Source organism: Pseudomonas syringae pv. tagetis, from assembly GCF_022557255.1.
GTDB lineage: Bacteria > Pseudomonadota > Gammaproteobacteria > Pseudomonadales > Pseudomonadaceae > Aquipseudomonas > Aquipseudomonas caricapapayae.
Genome location: NZ_CP092923.1, coordinates 5,765,141 through 5,784,433, shown reverse-complemented (window position 1 = coordinate 5,784,433; position 19,293 = coordinate 5,765,141). Strand labels below are relative to the sequence as shown.

General features: G+C 59.3%; 18 protein-coding genes. 10 read left to right on the top strand and 8 right to left on the bottom strand.

Annotated features, from left to right (window positions below):
• Window positions 1-11 precede the first annotated feature (11 nt).
• Entirely contained in the window at window positions 12-1,427 is a 1,416-nt protein-coding gene (locus MME58_RS25895; RefSeq protein ID WP_054986502.1) for an acetyl-CoA carboxylase biotin carboxylase subunit, read from the top strand.
• A gap of 11 nt (window positions 1,428-1,438) precedes the next feature.
• Complete coding sequence (oadA, locus tag MME58_RS25890; protein ID WP_054986503.1) at window positions 1,439-3,247, top strand: sodium-extruding oxaloacetate decarboxylase subunit alpha; 1,809 nt, start codon at window positions 1,439-1,441, stop codon at window positions 3,245-3,247.
• 151 nt (window positions 3,248-3,398) lie between these two features.
• Here oadA and MME58_RS25885 read toward each other — a convergent pair whose 3' ends face one another.
• Genes MME58_RS25885 through MME58_RS25875 form a run of 3 tightly spaced genes read right to left on the bottom strand, consistent with a single transcriptional unit; the run spans window position 3,399 to window position 5,164 of the window.
• Window positions 3,399-4,067 carry a GNAT family N-acetyltransferase gene (locus MME58_RS25885; RefSeq protein ID WP_054986504.1) on the bottom strand — a complete coding sequence of 223 codons (669 nt, stop codon included), beginning with the start codon at window positions 4,065-4,067 and terminating at the stop codon, window positions 3,399-3,401.
• A 15-nt stretch (window positions 4,068-4,082) separates the two neighbouring features.
• Window positions 4,083-4,529, bottom strand: a complete 447-nt coding sequence (locus MME58_RS25880) for a GNAT family N-acetyltransferase (protein WP_055006659.1) — start codon at window positions 4,527-4,529, stop codon at window positions 4,083-4,085.
• Between the two features lie 11 nt (window positions 4,530-4,540).
• On the bottom strand, window positions 4,541-5,164 hold the full coding sequence (locus tag MME58_RS25875; protein ID WP_055006641.1) for an FMN-binding negative transcriptional regulator: 624 nt from the start codon (window positions 5,162-5,164) through the stop codon (window positions 4,541-4,543).
• A gap of 89 nt (window positions 5,165-5,253) precedes the next feature.
• On the opposite strand from MME58_RS25875, the gene pdxR reads away from it, so the two are divergent.
• The 3 genes from pdxR to MME58_RS25860 all read left to right on the top strand — a co-directional run bounded on the left by pdxR (window position 5,254) and on the right by MME58_RS25860 (window position 9,090).
• Window positions 5,254-6,816: a MocR-like pyridoxine biosynthesis transcription factor PdxR gene (pdxR, locus tag MME58_RS25870; RefSeq protein ID WP_055006642.1), complete on the top strand. Its 1,563-nt coding sequence runs from the start codon at window positions 5,254-5,256 to the stop codon at window positions 6,814-6,816.
• Between the two features lie 54 nt (window positions 6,817-6,870).
• Window positions 6,871-8,082, top strand: a complete 1,212-nt coding sequence (locus MME58_RS25865; RefSeq protein WP_055006643.1) for a YeeE/YedE family protein — start codon at window positions 6,871-6,873, stop codon at window positions 8,080-8,082.
• Between the two features lie 120 nt (window positions 8,083-8,202).
• Window positions 8,203-9,090 carry a bestrophin family protein gene (locus tag MME58_RS25860; protein ID WP_055006644.1) on the top strand — a complete coding sequence of 296 codons (888 nt, stop codon included), beginning with the start codon at window positions 8,203-8,205 and terminating at the stop codon, window positions 9,088-9,090.
• Between the two features lie 59 nt (window positions 9,091-9,149).
• On the opposite strand, the gene MME58_RS25855 is transcribed toward MME58_RS25860, so the two are convergent.
• From MME58_RS25855 to aspA, 3 genes are all read right to left on the bottom strand, one after another.
• Window positions 9,150-10,154 (bottom strand): asparaginase, encoded by a 1,005-nt coding sequence (locus tag MME58_RS25855; RefSeq protein WP_054986509.1) that lies wholly within the window; start codon window positions 10,152-10,154, stop codon window positions 9,150-9,152.
• A gap of 29 nt (window positions 10,155-10,183) precedes the next feature.
• The gene (locus MME58_RS25850) at window positions 10,184-11,635 is read right to left on the bottom strand and encodes an alanine/glycine:cation symporter family protein (protein ID WP_055006645.1); all 1,452 of its coding nucleotides are present in this window, start codon (window positions 11,633-11,635) and stop codon (window positions 10,184-10,186) included.
• A 281-nt stretch (window positions 11,636-11,916) separates the two neighbouring features.
• Complete coding sequence (gene aspA / locus MME58_RS25845) at window positions 11,917-13,341, bottom strand: aspartate ammonia-lyase (RefSeq protein ID WP_055006646.1); 1,425 nt, start codon at window positions 13,339-13,341, stop codon at window positions 11,917-11,919.
• A gap of 318 nt (window positions 13,342-13,659) precedes the next feature.
• On the opposite strand from aspA, the gene MME58_RS25840 reads away from it, so the two are divergent.
• Window positions 13,660-14,571 carry a LysR substrate-binding domain-containing protein gene (locus MME58_RS25840; protein ID WP_005739654.1) on the top strand — a complete coding sequence of 304 codons (912 nt, stop codon included), beginning with the start codon at window positions 13,660-13,662 and terminating at the stop codon, window positions 14,569-14,571.
• Window positions 14,572-14,606: 35 nt separating this feature from the next.
• Here MME58_RS25840 and MME58_RS25835 read toward each other — a convergent pair whose 3' ends face one another.
• On the bottom strand, window positions 14,607-15,236 hold the full coding sequence (locus MME58_RS25835) for a hypothetical protein (protein WP_054986512.1): 630 nt from the start codon (window positions 15,234-15,236) through the stop codon (window positions 14,607-14,609).
• A gap of 361 nt (window positions 15,237-15,597) precedes the next feature.
• Between MME58_RS25835 and purE the strand changes: the two genes are divergently transcribed.
• From purE to MME58_RS25815, 4 genes are all read left to right on the top strand, one after another.
• The gene (purE, locus tag MME58_RS25830) at window positions 15,598-16,089 is read left to right on the top strand and encodes a 5-(carboxyamino)imidazole ribonucleotide mutase (RefSeq protein ID WP_002555898.1); all 492 of its coding nucleotides are present in this window, start codon (window positions 15,598-15,600) and stop codon (window positions 16,087-16,089) included.
• A gap of 9 nt (window positions 16,090-16,098) precedes the next feature.
• Window positions 16,099-17,181, top strand: coding sequence for a 5-(carboxyamino)imidazole ribonucleotide synthase (locus MME58_RS25825; RefSeq protein WP_055006647.1), 1,083 nt, complete (start codon window positions 16,099-16,101; stop codon window positions 17,179-17,181).
• A gap of 250 nt (window positions 17,182-17,431) precedes the next feature.
• Window positions 17,432-17,677 carry a GlsB/YeaQ/YmgE family stress response membrane protein gene (locus tag MME58_RS25820; protein ID WP_002555896.1) on the top strand — a complete coding sequence of 82 codons (246 nt, stop codon included), beginning with the start codon at window positions 17,432-17,434 and terminating at the stop codon, window positions 17,675-17,677.
• A gap of 84 nt (window positions 17,678-17,761) precedes the next feature.
• Window positions 17,762-18,304, top strand: coding sequence for a DUF3299 domain-containing protein (locus tag MME58_RS25815; RefSeq protein WP_054986514.1), 543 nt, complete (start codon window positions 17,762-17,764; stop codon window positions 18,302-18,304).
• An 18-nt stretch (window positions 18,305-18,322) separates the two neighbouring features.
• Here MME58_RS25815 and MME58_RS25810 read toward each other — a convergent pair whose 3' ends face one another.
• Window positions 18,323-19,234: a D-hexose-6-phosphate mutarotase gene (locus tag MME58_RS25810; protein ID WP_055006648.1), complete on the bottom strand. Its 912-nt coding sequence runs from the start codon at window positions 19,232-19,234 to the stop codon at window positions 18,323-18,325.
• Window positions 19,235-19,293 lie beyond the last annotated feature (59 nt).

Sequence of the window (19,293 nt, the reverse complement as noted above, 5' to 3'; positions counted from 1 at the left end):
GGGAAACGCCAGTGATAACAAAAATTCTGATCGCCAACCGCGGGGAGATTGCCGTTCGCATCGTGCGCGCCTGCGCCGAGATGGGCATTCGCTCGGTTGCGATCTTTTCCGATGCTGATCGGCATGCATTGCATGTCAAACGCGCTGACGAGGCCTATAGCATCGGTGCCGAACCGCTGGCGGGTTACCTGAACCCGCGCAAACTGGTGAATCTGGCGGTTGAGACCGGTTGTGATGCGCTGCACCCCGGCTACGGCTTTCTCTCTGAGAACGCTGAGCTGGCCGATATCTGTGCAGAACGAGGGGTCAGGTTCATTGGTCCGTCAGCGGAGGTGATTCGCCGCATGGGTGACAAGACCGAGGCCCGTCGCAGCATGATCAAGGCCGGTGTGCCGGTGACGCCCGGCACCGAAGGCAACGTGGCGGACATCGACGAGGCGCTGGCCGAAGGCGAGCGCATCGGCTATCCGGTCATGCTCAAGGCCACTTCCGGCGGCGGTGGCCGCGGTATTCGTCGCTGCAACAGTCGCGAAGAACTCGAGCAGGCCTTCCCGCGGGTGATTTCCGAAGCGACCAAGGCCTTTGGTTCGGCGGAAGTCTTTCTCGAAAAGTGCATCGTCAATCCCAAGCACATTGAAGCGCAGATTCTGGGCGACAGTTTCGGCAACGTGGTGCACTTGTTCGAGCGCGACTGCTCGATTCAGCGGCGTAACCAGAAGCTCATCGAAATCGCTCCCAGCCCGCAACTGACTCCCGAGCAGCGCGCCTATATCGGTGATCTGTCGGTGCGTGCGGCCAAGGCCGTCGGTTACGAGAACGCAGGCACCGTGGAGTTTCTGCTCGCCGAGGGCGAGGTGTACTTCATGGAAATGAACACTCGGGTGCAGGTCGAGCACACCATTACCGAAGAAATCACCGGGATTGATATTGTTCGCGAGCAGATCCGTATCGCGTCCGGTCTGCCGTTGTCGGTCAAGCAGGAAGACATCATCCATCGCGGCTTTGCCCTGCAATTCCGGATCAACGCCGAGGACCCGAAGAACAACTTTTTGCCCAGCTTCGGCAAGATCACTCGTTATTACGCACCCGGCGGGCCAGGTGTTCGCACCGATACGGCGATTTATACCGGCTACACCATTCCGCCGTTCTACGACTCGATGTGCCTGAAGCTGATCGTCTGGGCGCTGACCTGGGAAGAGGCGATGGATCGCGGCCTGCGTGCGCTGGATGACATGCGGCTGCAAGGAGTGAAGACCACTGCAGCTTATTACCAGGAAATCCTGCGCAATCCGGAGTTTCGCAGCGGTGAGTTCAACACAAGCTTTGTCGAGAGCCACCCCGAGCTGACCAATTACTCGATCAAGCGCAAACCCGAAGAACTGGCGCTGGCCATCGCCGCCGCCATTGCCGCACACGCCGGTCTGTAAGGAACAGTGAAATGCCCAAGAAGATTTTCGTAACCGACACCATCCTGCGTGACGCCCATCAATCGTTGCTGGCGACCCGCATGCGTACCGAGGACATGCTGCCGATCTGCGACAAGCTCGACAAGGTCGGTTACTGGTCGCTGGAAGTCTGGGGCGGTGCCACGTTCGATGCCTGCGTACGCTTTCTGAAGGAAGATCCGTGGGAGCGCTTGCGTCAGTTGCGAGCGGCTTTGCCCAATACCCGTCTGCAAATGCTCCTGCGTGGCCAGAATCTGCTGGGTTACCGGCATTACAGCGATGACGTGGTCAAGGCATTCGTGGCCAAGGCGGCGGTCAACGGCATCGACGTGTTCCGTATTTTTGATGCCATGAACGACGTACGTAACCTGCGTGTTGCGATTGAGGCCGTGAAAGCGGCGGGCAAGCATGCTCAGGGCACCATCGCTTACACCACCAGCCCGGTTCACACCATCGACGCATTCGTGGCGCAGGCCCGACAGATGGAAGCGATGGGCTGCGATTCGGTGGCCATCAAGGACATGGCAGGTCTGTTGACGCCCTATGCCACGGGTGAACTGGTCAAGGCATTGAAGGCCGAGCAGTCGTTGCCGGTGTTCATTCATTCTCACGACACCGCAGGCCTGGCTGCCATGTGCCAGCTCAAGGCCATTGAAAGCGGCGCTGACCACATCGATACGGCGATTTCCAGCTTCGCCTGGGGCACCAGCCATCCGGGCACCGAGTCGATGGTTGCTGCGCTCAAGGGCAGCGAGTTCGACACGGGGCTGGACCTGGAGCTGCTGCAGGAAATCGGTCTGTACTTCTACGCAGTGCGTAAGAAATACCACCAGTTCGAGAGCGAATTCACGGCGGTCGATACACGGGTGCAGGTCAACCAGGTGCCAGGCGGGATGATTTCCAACCTCGCCAATCAGCTCAAGGAGCAGGGCGCACTCAATCGCATGAGCGAAGTGCTGGCTGAAATTCCGCGGGTGCGCAAAGACCTCGGCTATCCACCGCTGGTAACGCCGACCTCACAGATTGTCGGTACTCAAGCGTTCTTCAACGTGCTGGCCGGGGAGCGTTACAAGACCATCACCAATGAAGTGAAGCTTTATTTGCAAGGCGGCTATGGCAAGGCTCCGGGGCAGGTGGACGAAAAGCTGCGCCGTCAGGCCATCGGCAATGAAGAGTTGATCGACGTTCGTCCGGCCGACCTGCTCAGGCCGGAGATGACCAAATTGCGTGCCGATATCGGCGCACTGGCCAACTCCGAAGAGGACGTGCTGACCTTCGCCATGTTCCCGGACATCGGCCGAAAGTTTCTTGAAGAGCGGGCCGCCGGGACCCTGATGCCGGAAGTGCTGTTGCCGATTCCTGAAGCTGGAAGCGTGGCAAGGGCGGGTGGTGAGGGCGTGCCGACGGAGTTCGTTATTGATGTTCACGGCGAAACCTATCGGGTCGACATCACTGGCGTGGGCGTCAAGGCGGAGGGCAAGCGCCATTTCTACCTGTCCATCGACGGCATGCCTGAAGAGGTGGTTTTCGAACCGCTGAACGAATTCGTCGGCGGTGGTGCCAGCAAACGCAAGCAAGCCCACGCACCGGGCCACGTCAGCACCACCATGCCTGGCAACATCGTCGATGTGCTGGTCAAGGAGGGCGATATGGTCAAGGCCGGGCAGGCGGTATTGATCACTGAAGCCATGAAGATGGAGACCGAAGTTCAGGCATCGGTGGCAGGCAAGGTCGTGGCGATTCACGTTGCCAAGGGGGACCGTGTCAACCCTGGCGAGGTGTTGGTCGAGATCGAAGGTTGAGCTGATACCAGCGCATCCTCCAAAGGTTTACCTCAGGGAAGCACTCGTGGCTTCCCTTTTTTTATTACGTGCAGGTGGGGCCGATGGTCACAACGATCGTTGCGAACGCTCCAACGTGGGAATGCAGTTCTGGACGCTCTGCGCCCTCAGGTCACCGAAACGCCTCAAGCCCCTTGATCTGTCGGCCGTCAGTAAAGTTATCCACAGCTAGCCAGCGTTCAAAGGCCACTTGCCGTTCAGGCCATTCACTGTCGAGGATCGAATACCACGCTGTGTCCCGGCTCTGGCCTTTGACGACCATGTGCTGGCGGAAGGTGCCTTCGTAGCTGAAGCCGAATCGTTCGGCCGCACGTTTGGAGCGGGCGTTGTTGGCGTTGCACTTCCATTCCAGGCGGCGGTAGCCCCGTGCGAAAGCCTCTCTGGCCAGCAGGTAAATGGCCTCGGTGCCTTTGGGTGTACGTTGCATGGCTGAGCTGAAGGTGACATGCCCTATTTCGATCCGTCCGTGGGCCGCGACGATCGACATCAGGCTGATGACGCCTTCGGCTTTATCGGTCTGCTGATCGACGACCGTGTAAAACCAGGGGTCGGAGGCTGCCTCATGCCCGGCCAGCCAGGCATTGAAGGTGCTCCGCTCCGTGAAGGGCCCGTAAGGCAGGTAATTCCACAGTTCGGGGTCGGCATTCGGGCCTTGAAATGCAACCCACAGGTCATCGGCATGACGCGCTGCGTCGAGTTTTTCCAAGCGAATGAAGCGGCCTGTCAGTGTGTCGGTTGCAGGCAATGCAGCGGCTTGCCAGTCCAGCAGAGTGTCGGGCATCAGTCACTTCCTGTTTCAGAGTGCTTTACGAAATTGTATGAGGCCGGGTCGCTCGGCCATTCGCTCGTATAACTGAATGGCCGTGGTGTTGGTTTCCTGGGTCAGCCAGTGCACCTTGTCGCAACCGTCTGCTTTGGGGGTGGCGTAGACGAACTCGATCAGTTGCCTGCCGATGCCTGTTCCGCGTTGCTCGGGTGCAACGATCAGATCCTGCAGGTAGCACGCATTATTGATGCTCCAGTTGGAGCGGTGATAGATGAAATTCACCATGCCGACCGCCTCGCCGTCCAGCCAGGCCAGCGCCGAGTGGGTGGGTTCGTTCGAGTCCACCAGCCGTTGCCAGGTGACATCACTGACCCCTTCGGCCAGCTCGGTATTGTAGAAGCGCAGATAGGCCTGCCACAGAGGCCGCCAGGCGTAATGGTCGTCGACGGTAACGGGGCGAATACGGACAGCGGTCATGAGGTTCTCCATCAGCTCATCAAGCGAGCGATTTGCTGATCATGTGCATCTGCGCTTGCTGCGAGGCCGTCGCGTACACCGGCCATGTCTGAAGCGCTGCGGTTCTGGCTGAGTTTGCGTTTGCCTTGCAGCCGCTGTACGGGAAGGGCAAACCCTGCAATTGCCCCGAGCATTTTTGCAATATAGCCCGCGGGCGCATCGTCGATGGACCAGGGCTGTATACGGCTGGATTCATGGCGATGGGTCAGATCAGCCAGCAGTTGGTGCAGTTGCGCTGCATCGGTAAATACTTGGGCCTGCCCATAGGCATGCACGGCCAGGTAATTCCAGGTTGGGACGACCTTGCCGTGTTCTGCCTTGCCAGGATAGAAGGACGGGCTCACGTAGGCATCCGCGCCCGGGAAAACCACCAGCGCTTCAGCGCCTGAGTTCAACTGCAGCCACTGCGGATTGGCCTTGGCCAGATGCCCGTAAAGCGTGCCATACGGTCCCTCGTCGCGGCGCAACAACAGCGGCAGGTGGGTCGCCTGTAAACCGTCTTCCCCATCAGTGACAAGAATTGCCAGGCGCGTTTGATCGATCTGTTCGTGCAGGCTGAACGTGTCGTTTTCCTTGAACGCAGCAGGTATGTACATGGAGATTTTCCTTGGCTGATGAGCTGATCGTAGGCAAGGTATTGGCCTTATGTAAGATCCATTTTTGACAGATTTCATAGGGCCAATTCATGCCTGTCGTTCCCGTAGCGTTCTCGTCCACGCTTACCGGTATCGTGCTCAACCCGAATCAGGGCTTGAGCAAGCAGCTTTATGAGATCTTGCGCCAGCGGGTGCTCGATGGGCGCTTGAGTGGTGGCACGCGCCTGCCGGCCAGTCGTGATCTGGCAAAGTCATTGGGCATTTCCCGCAACAGTGTGATGCGCGCCTACGACCAGCTTTACGCTGAAGGTTTCACAGAGGGGCGCACGGGTGACGGCACTTATGTCGCCCGGCTCTCGGCAAACAACTCGCCAACCCGGCATGCGAGTGGAGAAAAACTATCCACCAACTTGTCCACAGACATATCCACAGGGTTACGCACAGATTTATCCACAATCGCGGCTGAAATGACACCGGATTCATCCGCTGAAGTTATCCACAACCCGACATCCGCACTGCTTGAAAAGCATCACCTGCACGAGCCGCCAACGGGACGGCCACGGGCCTTTCGAGTAGGGGGTCCGGCGTTCGATCTTTTTCCGTTTGCCTTGTGGGGCAAGCTGTATGCAGCTTTTTGGCGCAAGCCAGACCTCGCTCAGCTCGGTTATGGGGCTGCGGCGGGAGATTCGCGGTTGCGCGAATTGATCGCTGTTTATCTTCGTTCATCACGTGGACTGCACTGCACGGCTGAGCAAATTGTGATCACCAGTGGCGCCCAGCATGCGATCAGCCTTTGTGCACAGTTGCTTCTGACGCCGGGTGAGGGCGTTGCCGTGGAAAACCCTGGCTACCGGGCGGCAGGTCATGCATTTGCGCTGGCGGGTGCGCATCTGCACGGTGTGGCTGTGGATAACGAAGGCATGCGATGCGCCGACCTGGAGCAGGCAGAGTGCAGGCTGGCGTACGTGACACCTTCGCACCAATACCCGACTGGCGTGGTCATGAGCCTGGCACGGCGGCTGGAATTGCTGGCCTGGGCCGAGAGACATCAGGGCTGGATTGTCGAAGACGATTACGACGGTGAGTACCGGTACAGCGGTTCGCCATTGGCCCCCTTGGCTGCGCTCGACCAGGGCGGTCGAGTGCTCTACGTCGGGACCTTCGGCAAAATCGCCTTTCCTGCGTTACGCCTCGGGTATCTGGTGCTGCCTCGACAACTGGTGCGACCGTTCAGCCAGCGCAAGGCAATAGACATGCGCCATACCGAGATTGGCGTGCAGGCGGTCATGGCGCAATTCATCGCGCAGGGGCATTTCCAGCGACACATCCGTCGTATGCGGCGCGCGGCGCTGAGTCGTCGCAATGCGCTGCTGGACAACTGGCCCGTGGATATTCCCGGATGCGCTGCAATGCCCAGAGTGGTGGCAGGGCTGCATATCATGGTGACGGTAGACAGCGTCGCGCGTGAACGGGCGCTGATTGCCAAAGCCGGCAGCGTCGGTGTCGAGATGAATGCCTTGAGTGATTACTGGTTGCCTGACACCCGTGAGCCTGTGGATAACCGCGCCGGGTTGGTTCTGGGTTTTGCAGCAGTGCCCGAGATCGAGATTGCCGATGCATTGAACAGGCTGCGCGAGGCCTGGTCCGAGTAGTCCCGTTGGCAGGCGTATAATCTGCACTTTCTGTTACCTGTTCTTGAGATACCCATGAATAACTCTCTTGTTGCAACGCCCGGACGCAAGTTCGGCGCGCCGCTGGCTGCGCTGTTCCTGCTGCTGATGGGCGCCCAGTTTCTGCTGCTGAGTGTCGGCACCCGCCAGGTCATGCTGTGGATCGTCGGCGCGGCGCTGGGCGTAACGCTGTATCACGCGGCATTCGGTTTCACCTCGGCGTGGCGGGTGTTCATCCGTGAGCGACGTGGTGCGGGTCTGCGGGCGCAGATGGTGATGCTGGCGGTTGCCGTGGTGCTGTTTTTTCCTGCGCTGGGTGCAGGCACGCTGTTTGGACAGCCGGTTACCGGGCTGGTCGCGCCGGTCGGAATTTCGGTCGTGGTGGGGGCGTTCATCTTCGGTATCGGCATGCAGCTGGGTGGTGGCTGTGCGTCGGGCACATTGTTCACCGCAGGTGGCGGCAATGCGCGAATGCTGGTAACGCTGCTGTTTTTCATCCTCGGTTCACTGATTGCCACCCATCATGTCGACTGGTGGTTCGCCCTGCCTTCGTTTCCGGCTGTTTCCGTGGTCAACACCTTCGGCGTGCTGCCTGCGCTGCTCATGAACCTTGCGCTGTTCGCCTTGATCGCCCTGGTGACCGTGAAGCTCGAAAAGCGTCGTCACGGTCAGCTTGAAGCGCCGCAGAGCACTGACCGTCGCGGTCTGAGCCGTGTCTTGCGTGGGCCGTGGATTCTGGTCTGGGGTGCTGTCGCGCTGGCGCTTCTCAATTACGCGACGCTGGCATTGGCGGGCCGCCCATGGGGCATCACGTCGGCATTCGCGCTATGGGGGGCGAAGGTCGCCAGCGGGCTGGGCGTGGACGTCGGCAGCTGGGTGTTCTGGCAGAGCGCCGCAAATGCCAAGGCGCTGGCAGCGCCTGTATGGGAGGACATCACCAGTGTGATGGACATCGGCATCATGCTCGGTGCCCTGCTGGCAGCAGGGCTGGCGGGACGTTTTGCGCCCAGTCTGGACATGCCCGCACGTTCGCTGGTTGCTGCGGTGATTGGCGGGTTGCTGCTGGGCTACGGCTCGCGTCTGGCCTATGGCTGCAACATCGGTGCGTACTTCAGCGGTATCGCTTCCGGCAGCCTGCACGGCTGGTTGTGGCTGGTCGCCGCTTACGCCGGGAACGTGGCCGGTGTGCGTCTGCGGCCGATTTTCTTCGCCGGTGAACGTCCGCAGGTGGCGCTGACTGGCTGCTGAACCAGGTTGAAACCCCGAGATTAAGCGGGCCGTTTGCGAACCATCTGCCGGATTGGCATTCAAAGGCCATGCAGCAGCTGTCCGCCTGCGATTCGCTTAATTTTCGATGGGGTAGTTCCTTTGCAGCAAACGATCATTTCGAAAATCCGTTTTCTCGGCAAGACCATCGGTTACGTAGGTTGGTCGCTTTTCTGGTTGTTGATCTGGGACGTGATTGTCACGGTTGACTTCATGCTGTATCTGGAGCGCAAGATCACATTGCCTTCCATGCCGCTGACCCTGCTGGGCTCGGCGCTGGTAGTCCTCACCAGCTTTCGTAATTCCAGTGCCTACAACCGCTGGTGGGAGGCCCGCACGCTGTGGGGCGCACTGGTCAACAGCTCGCGCAGCTTCGCTCGTCAGGTGCTGACTCTGGTTGAGAATGACGACGGGATCAACCCGGTCAAGGCCACGCTGTTGCGTCGCCACGTCGCTTATGTGAAGTGTCTGTCTGCGCACCTGAAGGGTGCCAAATGTGGCGACGAGATTCAGATGCTGATTCCCCGCGAGGAATTCGAGCGCCGTCACGACACCAACAACTTCCCCAACGACCTGCTCAACACTTCGGCAGCGCTGTTGGCCAAGGAGTATCAGTCGGGCCGGCTGGACAGCATTCGTCTGGCGCGCCTGGAGTCGACCATGGTGGATATCTCCAATTGCCAGGGCGGTATGGAGCGTATTGCCAACACGCCGCTGCCTTATCCGTATGTCGCCTTTCCGCGCTTGTTCATCACGCTGTTCTGTCTGATCGTCCCGATCGGTCTGGTGGAAACCCTTGGCTGGTTCACGCCGCTGGCTTCGACCGTAGTGGGCTTCATGCTGTTGGCCATCGAAAAGATCGGCACTGACTTGCAGAGCCCGTTCCGTGCCAGCGAGCATGAGATTCAGATGACGGCATTGTGCGAAAACATCGAACGCAATCTGGATTCGATGCTCAGGGGCGCACAGGAAGAATGCAAGGCTTCGTAAGGAGGTTGAGGCGTTCAGCGTTTGCCGAGCGCCTCGTATAACGTGGGAGTTGCAGCTGCTTAACGCAGCTCACCACACAGATCCAGCTCGACCAGCCGTCGCACTTCCTCGTTCGTCAGGCCTGCACCCAGCAGCGCATGCAGTTTGCCAAGCGCTGCTTCGCGGGTCATGCCGCCACCGGAAAGCACGCCTGCAGCACGCAGACGGCTGCCCGCCTCGTAGACGTCCAGCTCGACACCGCCCTCGTGACACTGGGTGATCGCAACCACGCAGATGCCAAGCGCTCGTGCGTTTTCCAGACTGGCCAGGAACTGCGGATCGTCACTGGGGCCAGTGCCGTTGCCGAAGCATTCGATTACCAGCCCCTGGATGCCGCTGTTGATCAGACCGTCGAGCTGAGCAGCGCCGATGCCGGGAAACAGGGGTAATACCGCAACCTCTGCCAGCGTCCTCGCCTGACGGTAATCGAGGGCGTCAGGCAGCGAAACCACCGCGTGACCACCACGTGAGCGTTGCAATGGTGCAAATGGTTGACGACCGAAGCTGCGAATTTTCGCGCAGCGAACAGGCGTCATCAGTTGCCCGTGGAAATACAACTGGACGCCCGAAACCAGGCCTGAACCCAGAGCGAGCAGGGCGCCGTTGACGTTTTCCCAGGCATCACTGTCCTGCACGCCCGCAGGCAGCATCGAGCCGGTGAACAGCACCGGCGCGCTGAAACCCAACAATTGGAAGCGCATCGCCGCTGCGCTGTAGGCCAGGGTGTCAGTGCCATGCAGGACCAGCACCGCATCGCAGCCGTCGACCTCAACCGCTTCGATCACCGCGTCGCGCAGGCGTAGCCAGTAGGACGGGGTCATGTTGGCGCTGTCGATCAGTGGCGACATCTCGCGAAAGTGCCACTCGGGTACCAGCAGTTCCGGGTGCTCGGCCAGCTGTCCGGCCATTCGTGCCTCGAAACCCGAAGCCGGTGCCAGACCGTTGGCGCTGGCCTGCATGCCAATGGTGCCGCCGGTGTAAAGAACCATCACGCGTTGTGCGGGTTGTTGTGCGTCATGAGTCATGGCTCTTCTCCGGCGTAGTGTCGCGGTGGTTATCGTTCTTCTGGTACGGGTCTGGCTGCCGCTTCGGCATCCTGTGTCGACTGACGGGTCGGATTGGCTGGCCATGCGTTGCGGTCCAGATCCAGATCAGGGAACTGGCTGGAATCGAACACCGGCGTCTTGATGCCTGCCCGGCGCTGCGCATCGTAGTCGTTCAAAATGCGTTTGACGACTTTGAACAGCATTGCGAGGGCGATCAGGTTGACGAATGCCAGCATGGTCATGGTGATGTCGGCGAATGCCAATACATCCTTGAGGTCGACGACGGCACCCCACATGATCAGGACCAGTACCGCGATACGGTAAATGATGATGGTCTGGATCTTTTCGCCAAACAGGAACCGCAGGCTGTTTTCGCCCAGGTAGTAGTTGTAGAGAATCGAGGTGAAGACAAACAGCGCCAGCGCCACGCTGATGAAGATTCTGCCCCAGTCACCGACCACGGCAGCCAGCGAGTTCTGCGCCAGCACGATACCGTTGCCGTCGTAGCCGATGTCGTAGATGCCGGACAGCAGGATCAGCAAGGCGGTGCAGGTGCAGATCACGAAGGTATCGAGGAATACGCTGAACGCCTGAACCACGCCTTGTGCCACCGGGTGCTCGACATGTGCCACGGCAGCAACGTTGGGCGCACTGCCCAGGCCGGCTTCGTTGGCGAAGACACCACGTTTGACGCCCATCACGATAGCGCTGCCGATCAGGCCGCCGAATACCGGATCAAGACCGAAGGCGCTTCTGACGATGGTCATCAGCATGCCGGGAACGTGGTCGATCTGCAGGACGATGACATAGATGGTGACCGCGATGTAAATCAGGGTCTTGACCGGAACCAGCAGGTCGGAAATCGCCGCAATGCGCTTGATGCCGCCGACGAAGGCCAGGCCCAGCAGCACCACCAGACAGATACCGGTGGTTCTGGTGTCGATGTTGAACGCACTTTTCAGCGAGTCGGTCACGGCATGGGATTGCACGCCGTTGAAGGCAAAACCGAAGGTCACCAGCAGCAGTACGGCCATGACCATGCCCAGCCAGCGCTTGCCCAGACCGTGCTGGATATAGAACGCCGGACCGCCGCGGAACTGACCTTCGGAATCCTTGCGCTTATAGAGTTGAGCGAGGGAGCACTCGATGAAGCTGCTGGACATGCCGACCAGTGCGGTTACCCACATCCAGAATACGGCACCCGGACCGCCGAGCGTTACGGCGATGCCGACGCCTGCGATGTTGCCGGCACCGACGCGGCCCGCAAGGCTGAGCATCAGTGCCTGAAACGAACTCAACTGACCCGCGCTGCTGCGCAAGCTGTCGCGAAAAACCGAGAACATGTGGAAAAAGTGTCGAAACTGAACGAAACGCGAGCGGATCGTGAAGTAACTACCCAGGCCAACGATAAGTACGATCAGTACCTTACCGGAGAGAAAGTCGTTAATCATTTCCAGCATTTTTGTTATTCCTCGCTACTTTTGAGGGGGCGCACTATACCGGTGCAAAGTTTTTACGTCTGTAGTCGCTTTCTTGGACGGCTGATTCTTCATTCGCGACGATGAATGAATACTTCCTCGGATTACTCCGCCGAAGTGAGGTGCCGGAGGCTCTGGGTCCAGTGTGGGAGCCCTTTGCTGCAGGCAAAAAAAAGGGTCTGGAGAATCACTCCCAGACCCTCAAAAAATTGAGGGGTGTCTAGGCCCTCAATCTGGTGAGCAGGTTGCGCAGGTCACTCCTGTCAGGCCTTCAAGGGGGCCAGACGGGGAGCGATCATGTTTTCCGGGCGCAGGATGTCGTCGAGCATGGCATCGTCGAGCAGACCTTCCTCACGCACCAGTTCAAGCACACCGCGGCCGGTTTCCAGCGCGATGCGGGCGATACGGGTGGAGTTTTCGTAACCGATGTAAGGGTTGAGTGCGGTGACCAGGCCAATCGAATGCTCGACCAGCTCGCGGCAGCGTTGTTCGTTGGCCGTGATGCCGACGATGCAGTGCTCGCGCAGCATGTCCATGGCGCGCTGCAGCAGGCGGATCGAGTCGAAGATCTTGTAGGCGATCAATGGCTCCATCACGTTGAGCTGCAATTGCCCGCCTTCGGCAGCCATGGTCAGCGACAGATCGTTGCCGATGATCTCGAAGGCGACCTGGTTGACGGCTTCCGGGATCACCGGGTTGACCTTGCCGGGCATGATCGAGCTGCCTGGCTGGCGCGCCGGCAGATTGATTTCGTTGATCCCGGTGCGCGGGCCGCTGGACAGCAGGCGCAAGTCGTTGCAGATTTTCGACAGCTTGACCGCCGTACGCTTGAGCATGCCCGAGAACAGTACGAATGCGCCCATGTCCGAGGTCGCTTCGATCAGGTCCGCTGCCGGCACCAGCGGCTGGCCGCTGATCAGCGCCAGACGGTCGACGGCAAGCTTCTGATAGCCTGGGTCGGCGTTGATGCCGGTGCCAATGGCCGTTCCGCCCAGGTTCACTTCGGTCAACAACTCCGGTGCCAGGCTGCGCAGGCGGTTGAGGTCTTCTGTCAGGGTGGTGGCAAAGGCGCGGAATTCCTGACCCAGAGTCATTGGAACGGCGTCCTGCAACTGAGTGCGGCCCATTTTCAGAACATGGTTGAATTCTTCACCCTTGGCGGCGAACGACTGGATCAGGCTGGAGAGGCTGGCAAGCAGGGCGTCATGACCCAGCAGCAGGCCCAGACGGATCGCGGTCGGGTAGGCGTCGTTGGTCGACTGCGCCATGTTTACATCGTTGTTGGGATGCAGGTGTTTGTATTCGCCTTTCTCGAAACCCATGGTTTCCAGAGCGATGTTGGCGATGACTTCGTTGGCATTCATGTTAGTGGACGTGCCGGCGCCGCCCTGAATCATGTCGACCACGAACTGATCGTGGAAGTCGCCGCGGATCAAGCGGGCGCAGGCCTCGCTGATGGCCGCATGCTTGGTATCGTTGAGGTGTCCGAGCTGGTGGTTTGCATCAGCTGCCGCCTGCTTGACCATGGCCAGGGCCACAACCAGTTTAGGGTAGTGCGAAAGCGGCACGCCGGAGAGGTGAAAATTGTTCACCGCTCGCAGGGTCTGGATGCCGTAATAAGCGTTGGCAGGTACTTCGAGAACACCAAGAAGGTCTTTTTCGATGCGCGATGATGCAGGCGAGGACATGATAAAAAAAGTCTCAAAAAGGCACGGACAATGCCGGAACGCCACGAATAGTGGGCTTGCCGCCTCGGCTTGACCAATGCTGTTAAACGCTGGCCTATGCAATAACGGCATAATCAGGGTGTGACCCGGATTCCTTTCAGTGCGTAAAGGGGGCAAAATGTCGCACCCCGGCGGTTCTCCGCTTCTCTCAAATGGAGCCGTCCGGTCATGTATCCGCGCCGCGTTGCCGATCGTCCCACCAGGGTCGCTTCAAACCGGGTGCTTGCAGGGCTGCGCAGTTGCCCGTCGAAGCAGCCATCCATTGTCCGGGAGGACCTGATGAATCTGGAAAGCAAATGGCTGGAGGATTTCAGCGCCCTGGCGGCCACTCGCAGCTTTTCTCAGGCGGCCGAGCGTCGTTTCGTGACTCAGCCCGCGTTCAGCCGGCGTATCCGCAGTCTCGAGTCGGCATTGGGGCTGACCCTGGTCAATCGCTCGCGCACGCCCATCGAGCTGACGGCGGCGGGGCAACTGTTTCTCGTCACCGCGCGTACGGTGGTCGAGCAACTGGGCGAAGTGGTGCGCCATCTGCATCATCTGGAAGGTGGGCAGGGCGAGGTGATGCAGGTTGCTGCGGCACACTCCCTGGCGCTGGGATTCTTTCCGCGCTGGATCGCCCAGTTGCGCAACGAAGGGCTGAACATTGCGACCCGGCTGGTGGCCACCAATGTCGGCGATGCGGTACATGCGCTGCGTGAAGGTGGCTGTGATCTGATGCTGGCGTTCTACGACCCTGATGCAGCGCTGCAAATGGATGCCGAAATATTTCCCTCCCTGCATCTGGGGCATACCGAGATGTTGCCGGTCTGCGCTGCCGATGCCGATGGGCAGCCGTTGTTCGATATGGAAGGCGAGGGCAGTGTGCCGTTGCTTGCCTATAGCGCCGGGGCTTTTCTGGGGCGTTCGGTGAATCTGCTGCTGCGTCAGCGCAATCTGCGCTTCACGACGGTCTACGAGACGGCCATGGCAGACAGTCTGAAAAGCATGGCGCTGGAAGGCCTGGGGATAGCCTGGGTGCCGCAGCTGAGTGTGCGCGCCGAACTGGCGCGCGGTGAATTGGTGGTGTGTGGCGGGCCGCAATGGCACGTTCCGCTGGAGATCAGGCTTTACCGCTGCGCACTGGTACGCAAGGCCAATGTGCGTCTTTTATGGCGCAAGCTGGAAAGCGCGGCGCCACCAGAGTCATTGTAAGGCGGGCCGCTCGTGGCAAGCGGCCCGCGCTTCATTCAAGGGTACTCACTCAGGTTTGCGACGATTTTTTGCTTGTTTTTGTCGCTGTAGAAGTAGCAGTTGGCACGTACGGATTGGCGGGTTGCTACCAGATTGGTTTCGCACCACCAGCCACCTTTGTAAATGACTTCTGCGAGTTCGTGAGTACCGCCGAGCATATGGCCAAGCTCATGTGCAGGTGCGGTAAACGTTTCCAGCGAGGCTATGCCGGTATTCCCACCGATGTTGGCGAAACCAACCGTGGTTGAATTCATCCTGCTTTGGGTCACCAACAGGTATTTGCTGGTGCCATTGATCGGCAGGTTTTGCTCCGTCAGATACTTATTGATTTCGCTCCTCCATGCGTCATAGGTCTGGTCAGTGTTTTCGTTCTTGTACTGAAAGTCCGTCACCTCAGGAACGTTGCGAGCGAACTGTAAATGGACGCGACGACCCGTGAAGCTTTCCAGGTCCTTGATGAGCCAGGCAAAGTAGTCCTGGGCCAGGCGCGCGTCGCTGGTTTCCTTGACGTCATCATGAATGAACAGGAAGAAAAACAGCGGTCGTTTCGATTGATCGGCCAAAGCGGCCTGGCACAGTGTGAATGTGGCGATCAACAGCAGGGATCTTGCGATTGTCTTGAACATATTTACTCGTCCGTGAGCAGTGAATAGGGGGGCATGACCGGAAGCAGGTCATGGCTACAATTAATAACAATTGCGGCGTCGGTTAAATCAGGATTGGCAGCTGTCGATGTAGCCTTTACCTGTACCAAAGTGCAGGAAGAGTGACGGGCTCTTCCGAGCTCGTCCGACTCGCTGCCCCGTGCACGTAAAAACCTTGAACGGTTGATCGTCCAAGGGGGCTGTCATCCTGACGCTTTGCGGTATACTGCGCGGCCTTTGGCCGGCTAAATCGGTCATTATTCGTACAACAAGCCACGCCGGTTCCCCCGCGTGGCTTGTTGTTTTCAGACGCGCCTGCGGGCGCCCGATGAGAGGCACGACGATGAGCGCACTGGTTGGCGTGATCATGGGCTCCAAGTCCGATTGGTCCACCCTTAGCCACACTGCCGACATGCTGGAAAAGCTCGGCATCCCTTATGAAGTCAAGGTAGTGTCAGCTCACCGCACGCCGGACCTGCTGTTCCAGTACGCCGACGAAGCCGAGGGCCGTGGCATTGAAGTGATCATCGCCGGTGCCGGTGGTGCCGCTCACTTGCCGGGCATGTGCGCTGCCAAGACTCACCTGCCTGTGCTGGGCGTTCCGGTGCAGTCGTCGATGCTGTCGGGTGTCGACTCCCTGCTGTCGATCGTGCAGATGCCTGCCGGCATTCCGGTGGCGACCCTGGCTATCGGCAAGGCTGGAGCGATCAACGCAGCGCTGCTTTCAGCCAGTATCCTCGGGGCAAAACACCCTCAATTCCACGCAGCGCTGAAGAAATTCCGTGCTGAGCAGACAGACAGCGTCCTGGACAATCCAGACCCGCGCCACGCCTGAGGTTTTTTCATGAAGATCGGTGTAATCGGTGGCGGCCAGCTGGGCCGCATGTTGGCATTGGCAGGTACGCCGCTGGGCATGAACTTCGCCTTTCTCGATCCCGCGCCGGATGCCTGTGCCGCTGCACTTGGCGAGCACCTGCGTGCCGATTACGGCGATCTGGATCATCTGCGTCAGTTGGCAGACGAAGTCGATCTGGTGACCTTTGAGTTTGAAAGCGTTCCGGCCGAGACCGTGGCGTTTCTGTCGCAGTTCGTACCGGTTTATCCGAGCGCCGAGGCGTTGCGCATTGCGCGTGACCGCTGGTTTGAAAAAAGCATGTTCAAGGATCTGGGCATTCCGACGCCGGCATTCGCCGATATCCAGTCGCAGGCCGACCTGGATGCTGCCGTTGCCAGCATCGGTCTGCCGGCCGTCCTGAAAACCCGCACCCTGGGTTATGACGGCAAGGGCCAGAAGGTTCTGCGTTCGGCGGCCGATGTCGTCGATACATTCGCCGAGCTGGGCAGCGTGCCCTGCCTGCTGGAGGGCTTCGTGCCGTTCACCGGCGAAGTGTCGTTGATCGCCGTTCGCGCGCGTGATGGCGAGACCCGGTTCTACCCGCTGGTGCACAACACACATGACATCGGCATTCTGCGCCTGTCCATCGCCAGCACCGATCATCCTTTGCAGACACTTGCCGAAGACTACGCCGGGCGCGTCCTGAAGCAACTTGATTACGTGGGTGTGCTGGCATTCGAGTTCTTTGAGGTGGATGGGGGCCTGAAGGCCAACGAGATTGCGCCGCGCGTGCACAACTCCGGTCACTGGACTACCGAAGGGGCCGAGTGCAGCCAGTTCGAAAACCACCTGCGGGCGGTTGCCGGTCTGCCGCTGGGCTCCACAGCCAAGGTCGGCGAGAGCGCCATGCTCAACTTCATCGGTGAAGTGCCGGCAGTGGACAAGGTCGTCGCCGTCGAAGATTGCCACCTGCACCATTACGGCAAGGCGTTCAAGGCCGGACGTAAAGTGGGTCATGCCACTCTGCGCAGCGCCGACCGTGCCACGCTGGACCGTCAGGTGAAACTGGTTGAAGCGCTGATCAAGGGTTGATCACCGGTTTGAGTCTGGTGCCAGCGCTGGCATGCCATTCAGTACGCTGCGTCCCGTTACGGCGCGCAGCGTCGGGCATTGCGTTGCCACGCTGGGGCGTGGGAAACGAGAATTGCCCTTCATGAAGAATTTTCCACCTCGACCCAAACTTGCCATTGCGCCGGAACCATTCCCGACCGCTGTTCTCAGATAGCGTAGGCCGGGGCTGCTATTAGCCCGGGCGTATTCACTTAATACAGAGGGAAATGGCATGGGTATCATTGGAACCATCTTTATCGGCCTGATCGTTGGTCTGCTGGCTCGCTTTCTGAAGCCGGGCGACGACAGCATGGGCTGGATCATGACCATCGTGCTGGGTATCGCCGGTTCGCTCGCGGCCACTTATGGCGGTCAGGCGCTGGGTATCTATCAGGCTGGCGAAGGCGCAGGTTTCCTTGGCGCGCTGGTCGGTGCAATCATCCTGCTGGTTATCTACGGCATGATCAAAAAGAAATAACGCTAATGCGTCAGCCCTCTGTTTTACAGTGCGCAGAGGGCTAGAATGCTCGGCAACTTTCCACCCCCTTTGCCGAGTTCTACCATGCGTCGCTTTCTGTTGATGACTCTTCTGCTGTTATCCGCGCTTTCCGGCGTTGCACACGCTCAGTTGCCGGAAACCGACTGGCTTGAGCTGATGCCCAAGTCCGATCAAAAAGCCCTCGAAGCCATGCCCGAGATTGATCATAACTCTCCGGAAGCCATGGGCACGTTCGACAGCAAGGGTGGGTTGAAACAAAGCAAGGGTTTGCCAGCGGTCATGTACTCGACCAAAACCGTCCCCGCTATGAACGGCAAGACCATTCGGCTTGGCGGTTACCCGGTGCCCCTCGAAACCGATGCCAAGGGCCATAGCACGCTGTTTTTCATCGTGCCTTATCCAGGCGCCTGCATCCATGTTCCGCCACCGCCACCCAACCAGTTGGTGCTGGTGCGTTACCCGAAAGGCCTGAAACTGGATGATATCTACACACCCCTGTGGGTAGAAGGCACCCTGAAAATCGAGAAGGTCAGTAACGATCTGGCTGACGCGGCCTACGCGATGGATGCATCAAAGGTCCGTGTGGTGGTGGAATCGGACCTTTGATCTCTGATCGAATTTGAATCAGAGCCCTTCGCTCCAGATACTCACACCCAGAACATGCATCTGATCGGGTGTCAGCGTCACCACGTCGTCGAGCACGTTGGCGGTTTCGACGCAGACCATGCGCTGCCAGCCGTCCGCTGCCATATCGGTGAATGTGCCGGTTTTCTCGATCCACGGGTTCCACAGGATGGCCGACCTGGAGCCTGTGCTGCGGATGTGGATGCGTCGCTGCCATTCTGGGTCAACGATGCTGAGTACACCCGGTGTGTTCTTGTAAATGCGGTCGGTTTCGCCCGCGAACGTCAGGTCGCCGCTTTGTTCGCGTTCTTCCCAGTTTTCCAGGGTTTCGATATAGCGCAGGCCGTCCAGCCCTTCGATGCTGATCTGGCGTACATCGCTGATGGCGAAATAGGTGTGCAGTGCCTGGCTGATGGTCACCGGTTCTGTGCCGCAGTTATAGCTGACCAGGCTGACGTTCAGGGCGTGGTCCAGGCGGATGCTCAGTTTCAGGGCAACGTTGTGCGGCCAGCCTGGTAAATGGCCTTCCGCCTCTGGAAGGACGAACTCCACCAGCAGTGCGTCGCCGTCTCCACCGATGCCCAGCAATTGCCAGTCCAGCGCCCGCACCTCACCGTGGGCCTTGGCCGGCTCGCTGCTGTCGCGCATTGCCTGCACGCTTTGAGGGTTGCGTTCCAGGTTGCCGAACCACGGCCAGCAGATGGGCATGCCTGCACGAATGGGTTTGCCCTGCTTGAAAACGGCTTCTTCATTCAGCCACACCAGTGGCTGCTGTCCGGCCACTTGATAACTGAGGAGGTGTGCGCCCTGTTGTGCGACCAACAGCTCTGCTTCGCCGTGGCGGATACGCCAGCAGTTCAATTCATCGTACTGGACGGATTCAACGGTAGGTTCAACCGGGGATGTTGGCATGCAAAGTTCTCACTCAATGACCGTGACGAAAGTAGACCGCTTCACGCTCGGTGAGTTTA

Bases quoted from the DNA above. Each gene is read 5' to 3' on its own strand.
- MME58_RS25885 (WP_054986504.1), bottom strand. From the start codon at position 4,067: ATGCCCGACACTCTGCTGGACTGGCAAGCCGCTGCATTGCCTGCAACC.
- MME58_RS25820 (WP_002555896.1), top strand. From the start codon at position 17,432: ATGGGTATCATTGGAACCATCTTTATCGGCCTGATCGTTGGTCTGCTG.
- MME58_RS25815 (WP_054986514.1), top strand. From the start codon at position 17,762: ATGCGTCGCTTTCTGTTGATGACTCTTCTGCTGTTATCCGCGCTTTCC.
- purE (WP_002555898.1), top strand. From the start codon at position 15,598: ATGAGCGCACTGGTTGGCGTGATCATGGGCTCCAAGTCCGATTGGTCC.
- MME58_RS25825 (WP_055006647.1), top strand. From the start codon at position 16,099: ATGAAGATCGGTGTAATCGGTGGCGGCCAGCTGGGCCGCATGTTGGCA.
- MME58_RS25865 (WP_055006643.1), top strand. From the start codon at position 6,871: ATGAATAACTCTCTTGTTGCAACGCCCGGACGCAAGTTCGGCGCGCCG.
- MME58_RS25875 (WP_055006641.1), bottom strand. From the start codon at position 5,164: ATGTACATACCTGCTGCGTTCAAGGAAAACGACACGTTCAGCCTGCAC.
- oadA (WP_054986503.1), top strand. From the start codon at position 1,439: ATGCCCAAGAAGATTTTCGTAACCGACACCATCCTGCGTGACGCCCAT.
- MME58_RS25835 (WP_054986512.1), bottom strand. From the start codon at position 15,236: ATGTTCAAGACAATCGCAAGATCCCTGCTGTTGATCGCCACATTCACA.
- MME58_RS25880 (WP_055006659.1), bottom strand. From the start codon at position 4,529: ATGACCGCTGTCCGTATTCGCCCCGTTACCGTCGACGACCATTACGCC.
- MME58_RS25840 (WP_005739654.1), top strand. From the start codon at position 13,660: ATGAATCTGGAAAGCAAATGGCTGGAGGATTTCAGCGCCCTGGCGGCC.
- MME58_RS25850 (WP_055006645.1), bottom strand. From the start codon at position 11,635: ATGCTGGAAATGATTAACGACTTTCTCTCCGGTAAGGTACTGATCGTA.
- MME58_RS25855 (WP_054986509.1), bottom strand. From the start codon at position 10,154: ATGACTCATGACGCACAACAACCCGCACAACGCGTGATGGTTCTTTAC.
- MME58_RS25810 (WP_055006648.1), bottom strand. From the start codon at position 19,234: ATGCCAACATCCCCGGTTGAACCTACCGTTGAATCCGTCCAGTACGAT.
- pdxR (WP_055006642.1), top strand. From the start codon at position 5,254: ATGCCTGTCGTTCCCGTAGCGTTCTCGTCCACGCTTACCGGTATCGTG.
- aspA (WP_055006646.1), bottom strand. From the start codon at position 13,341: ATGTCCTCGCCTGCATCATCGCGCATCGAAAAAGACCTTCTTGGTGTT.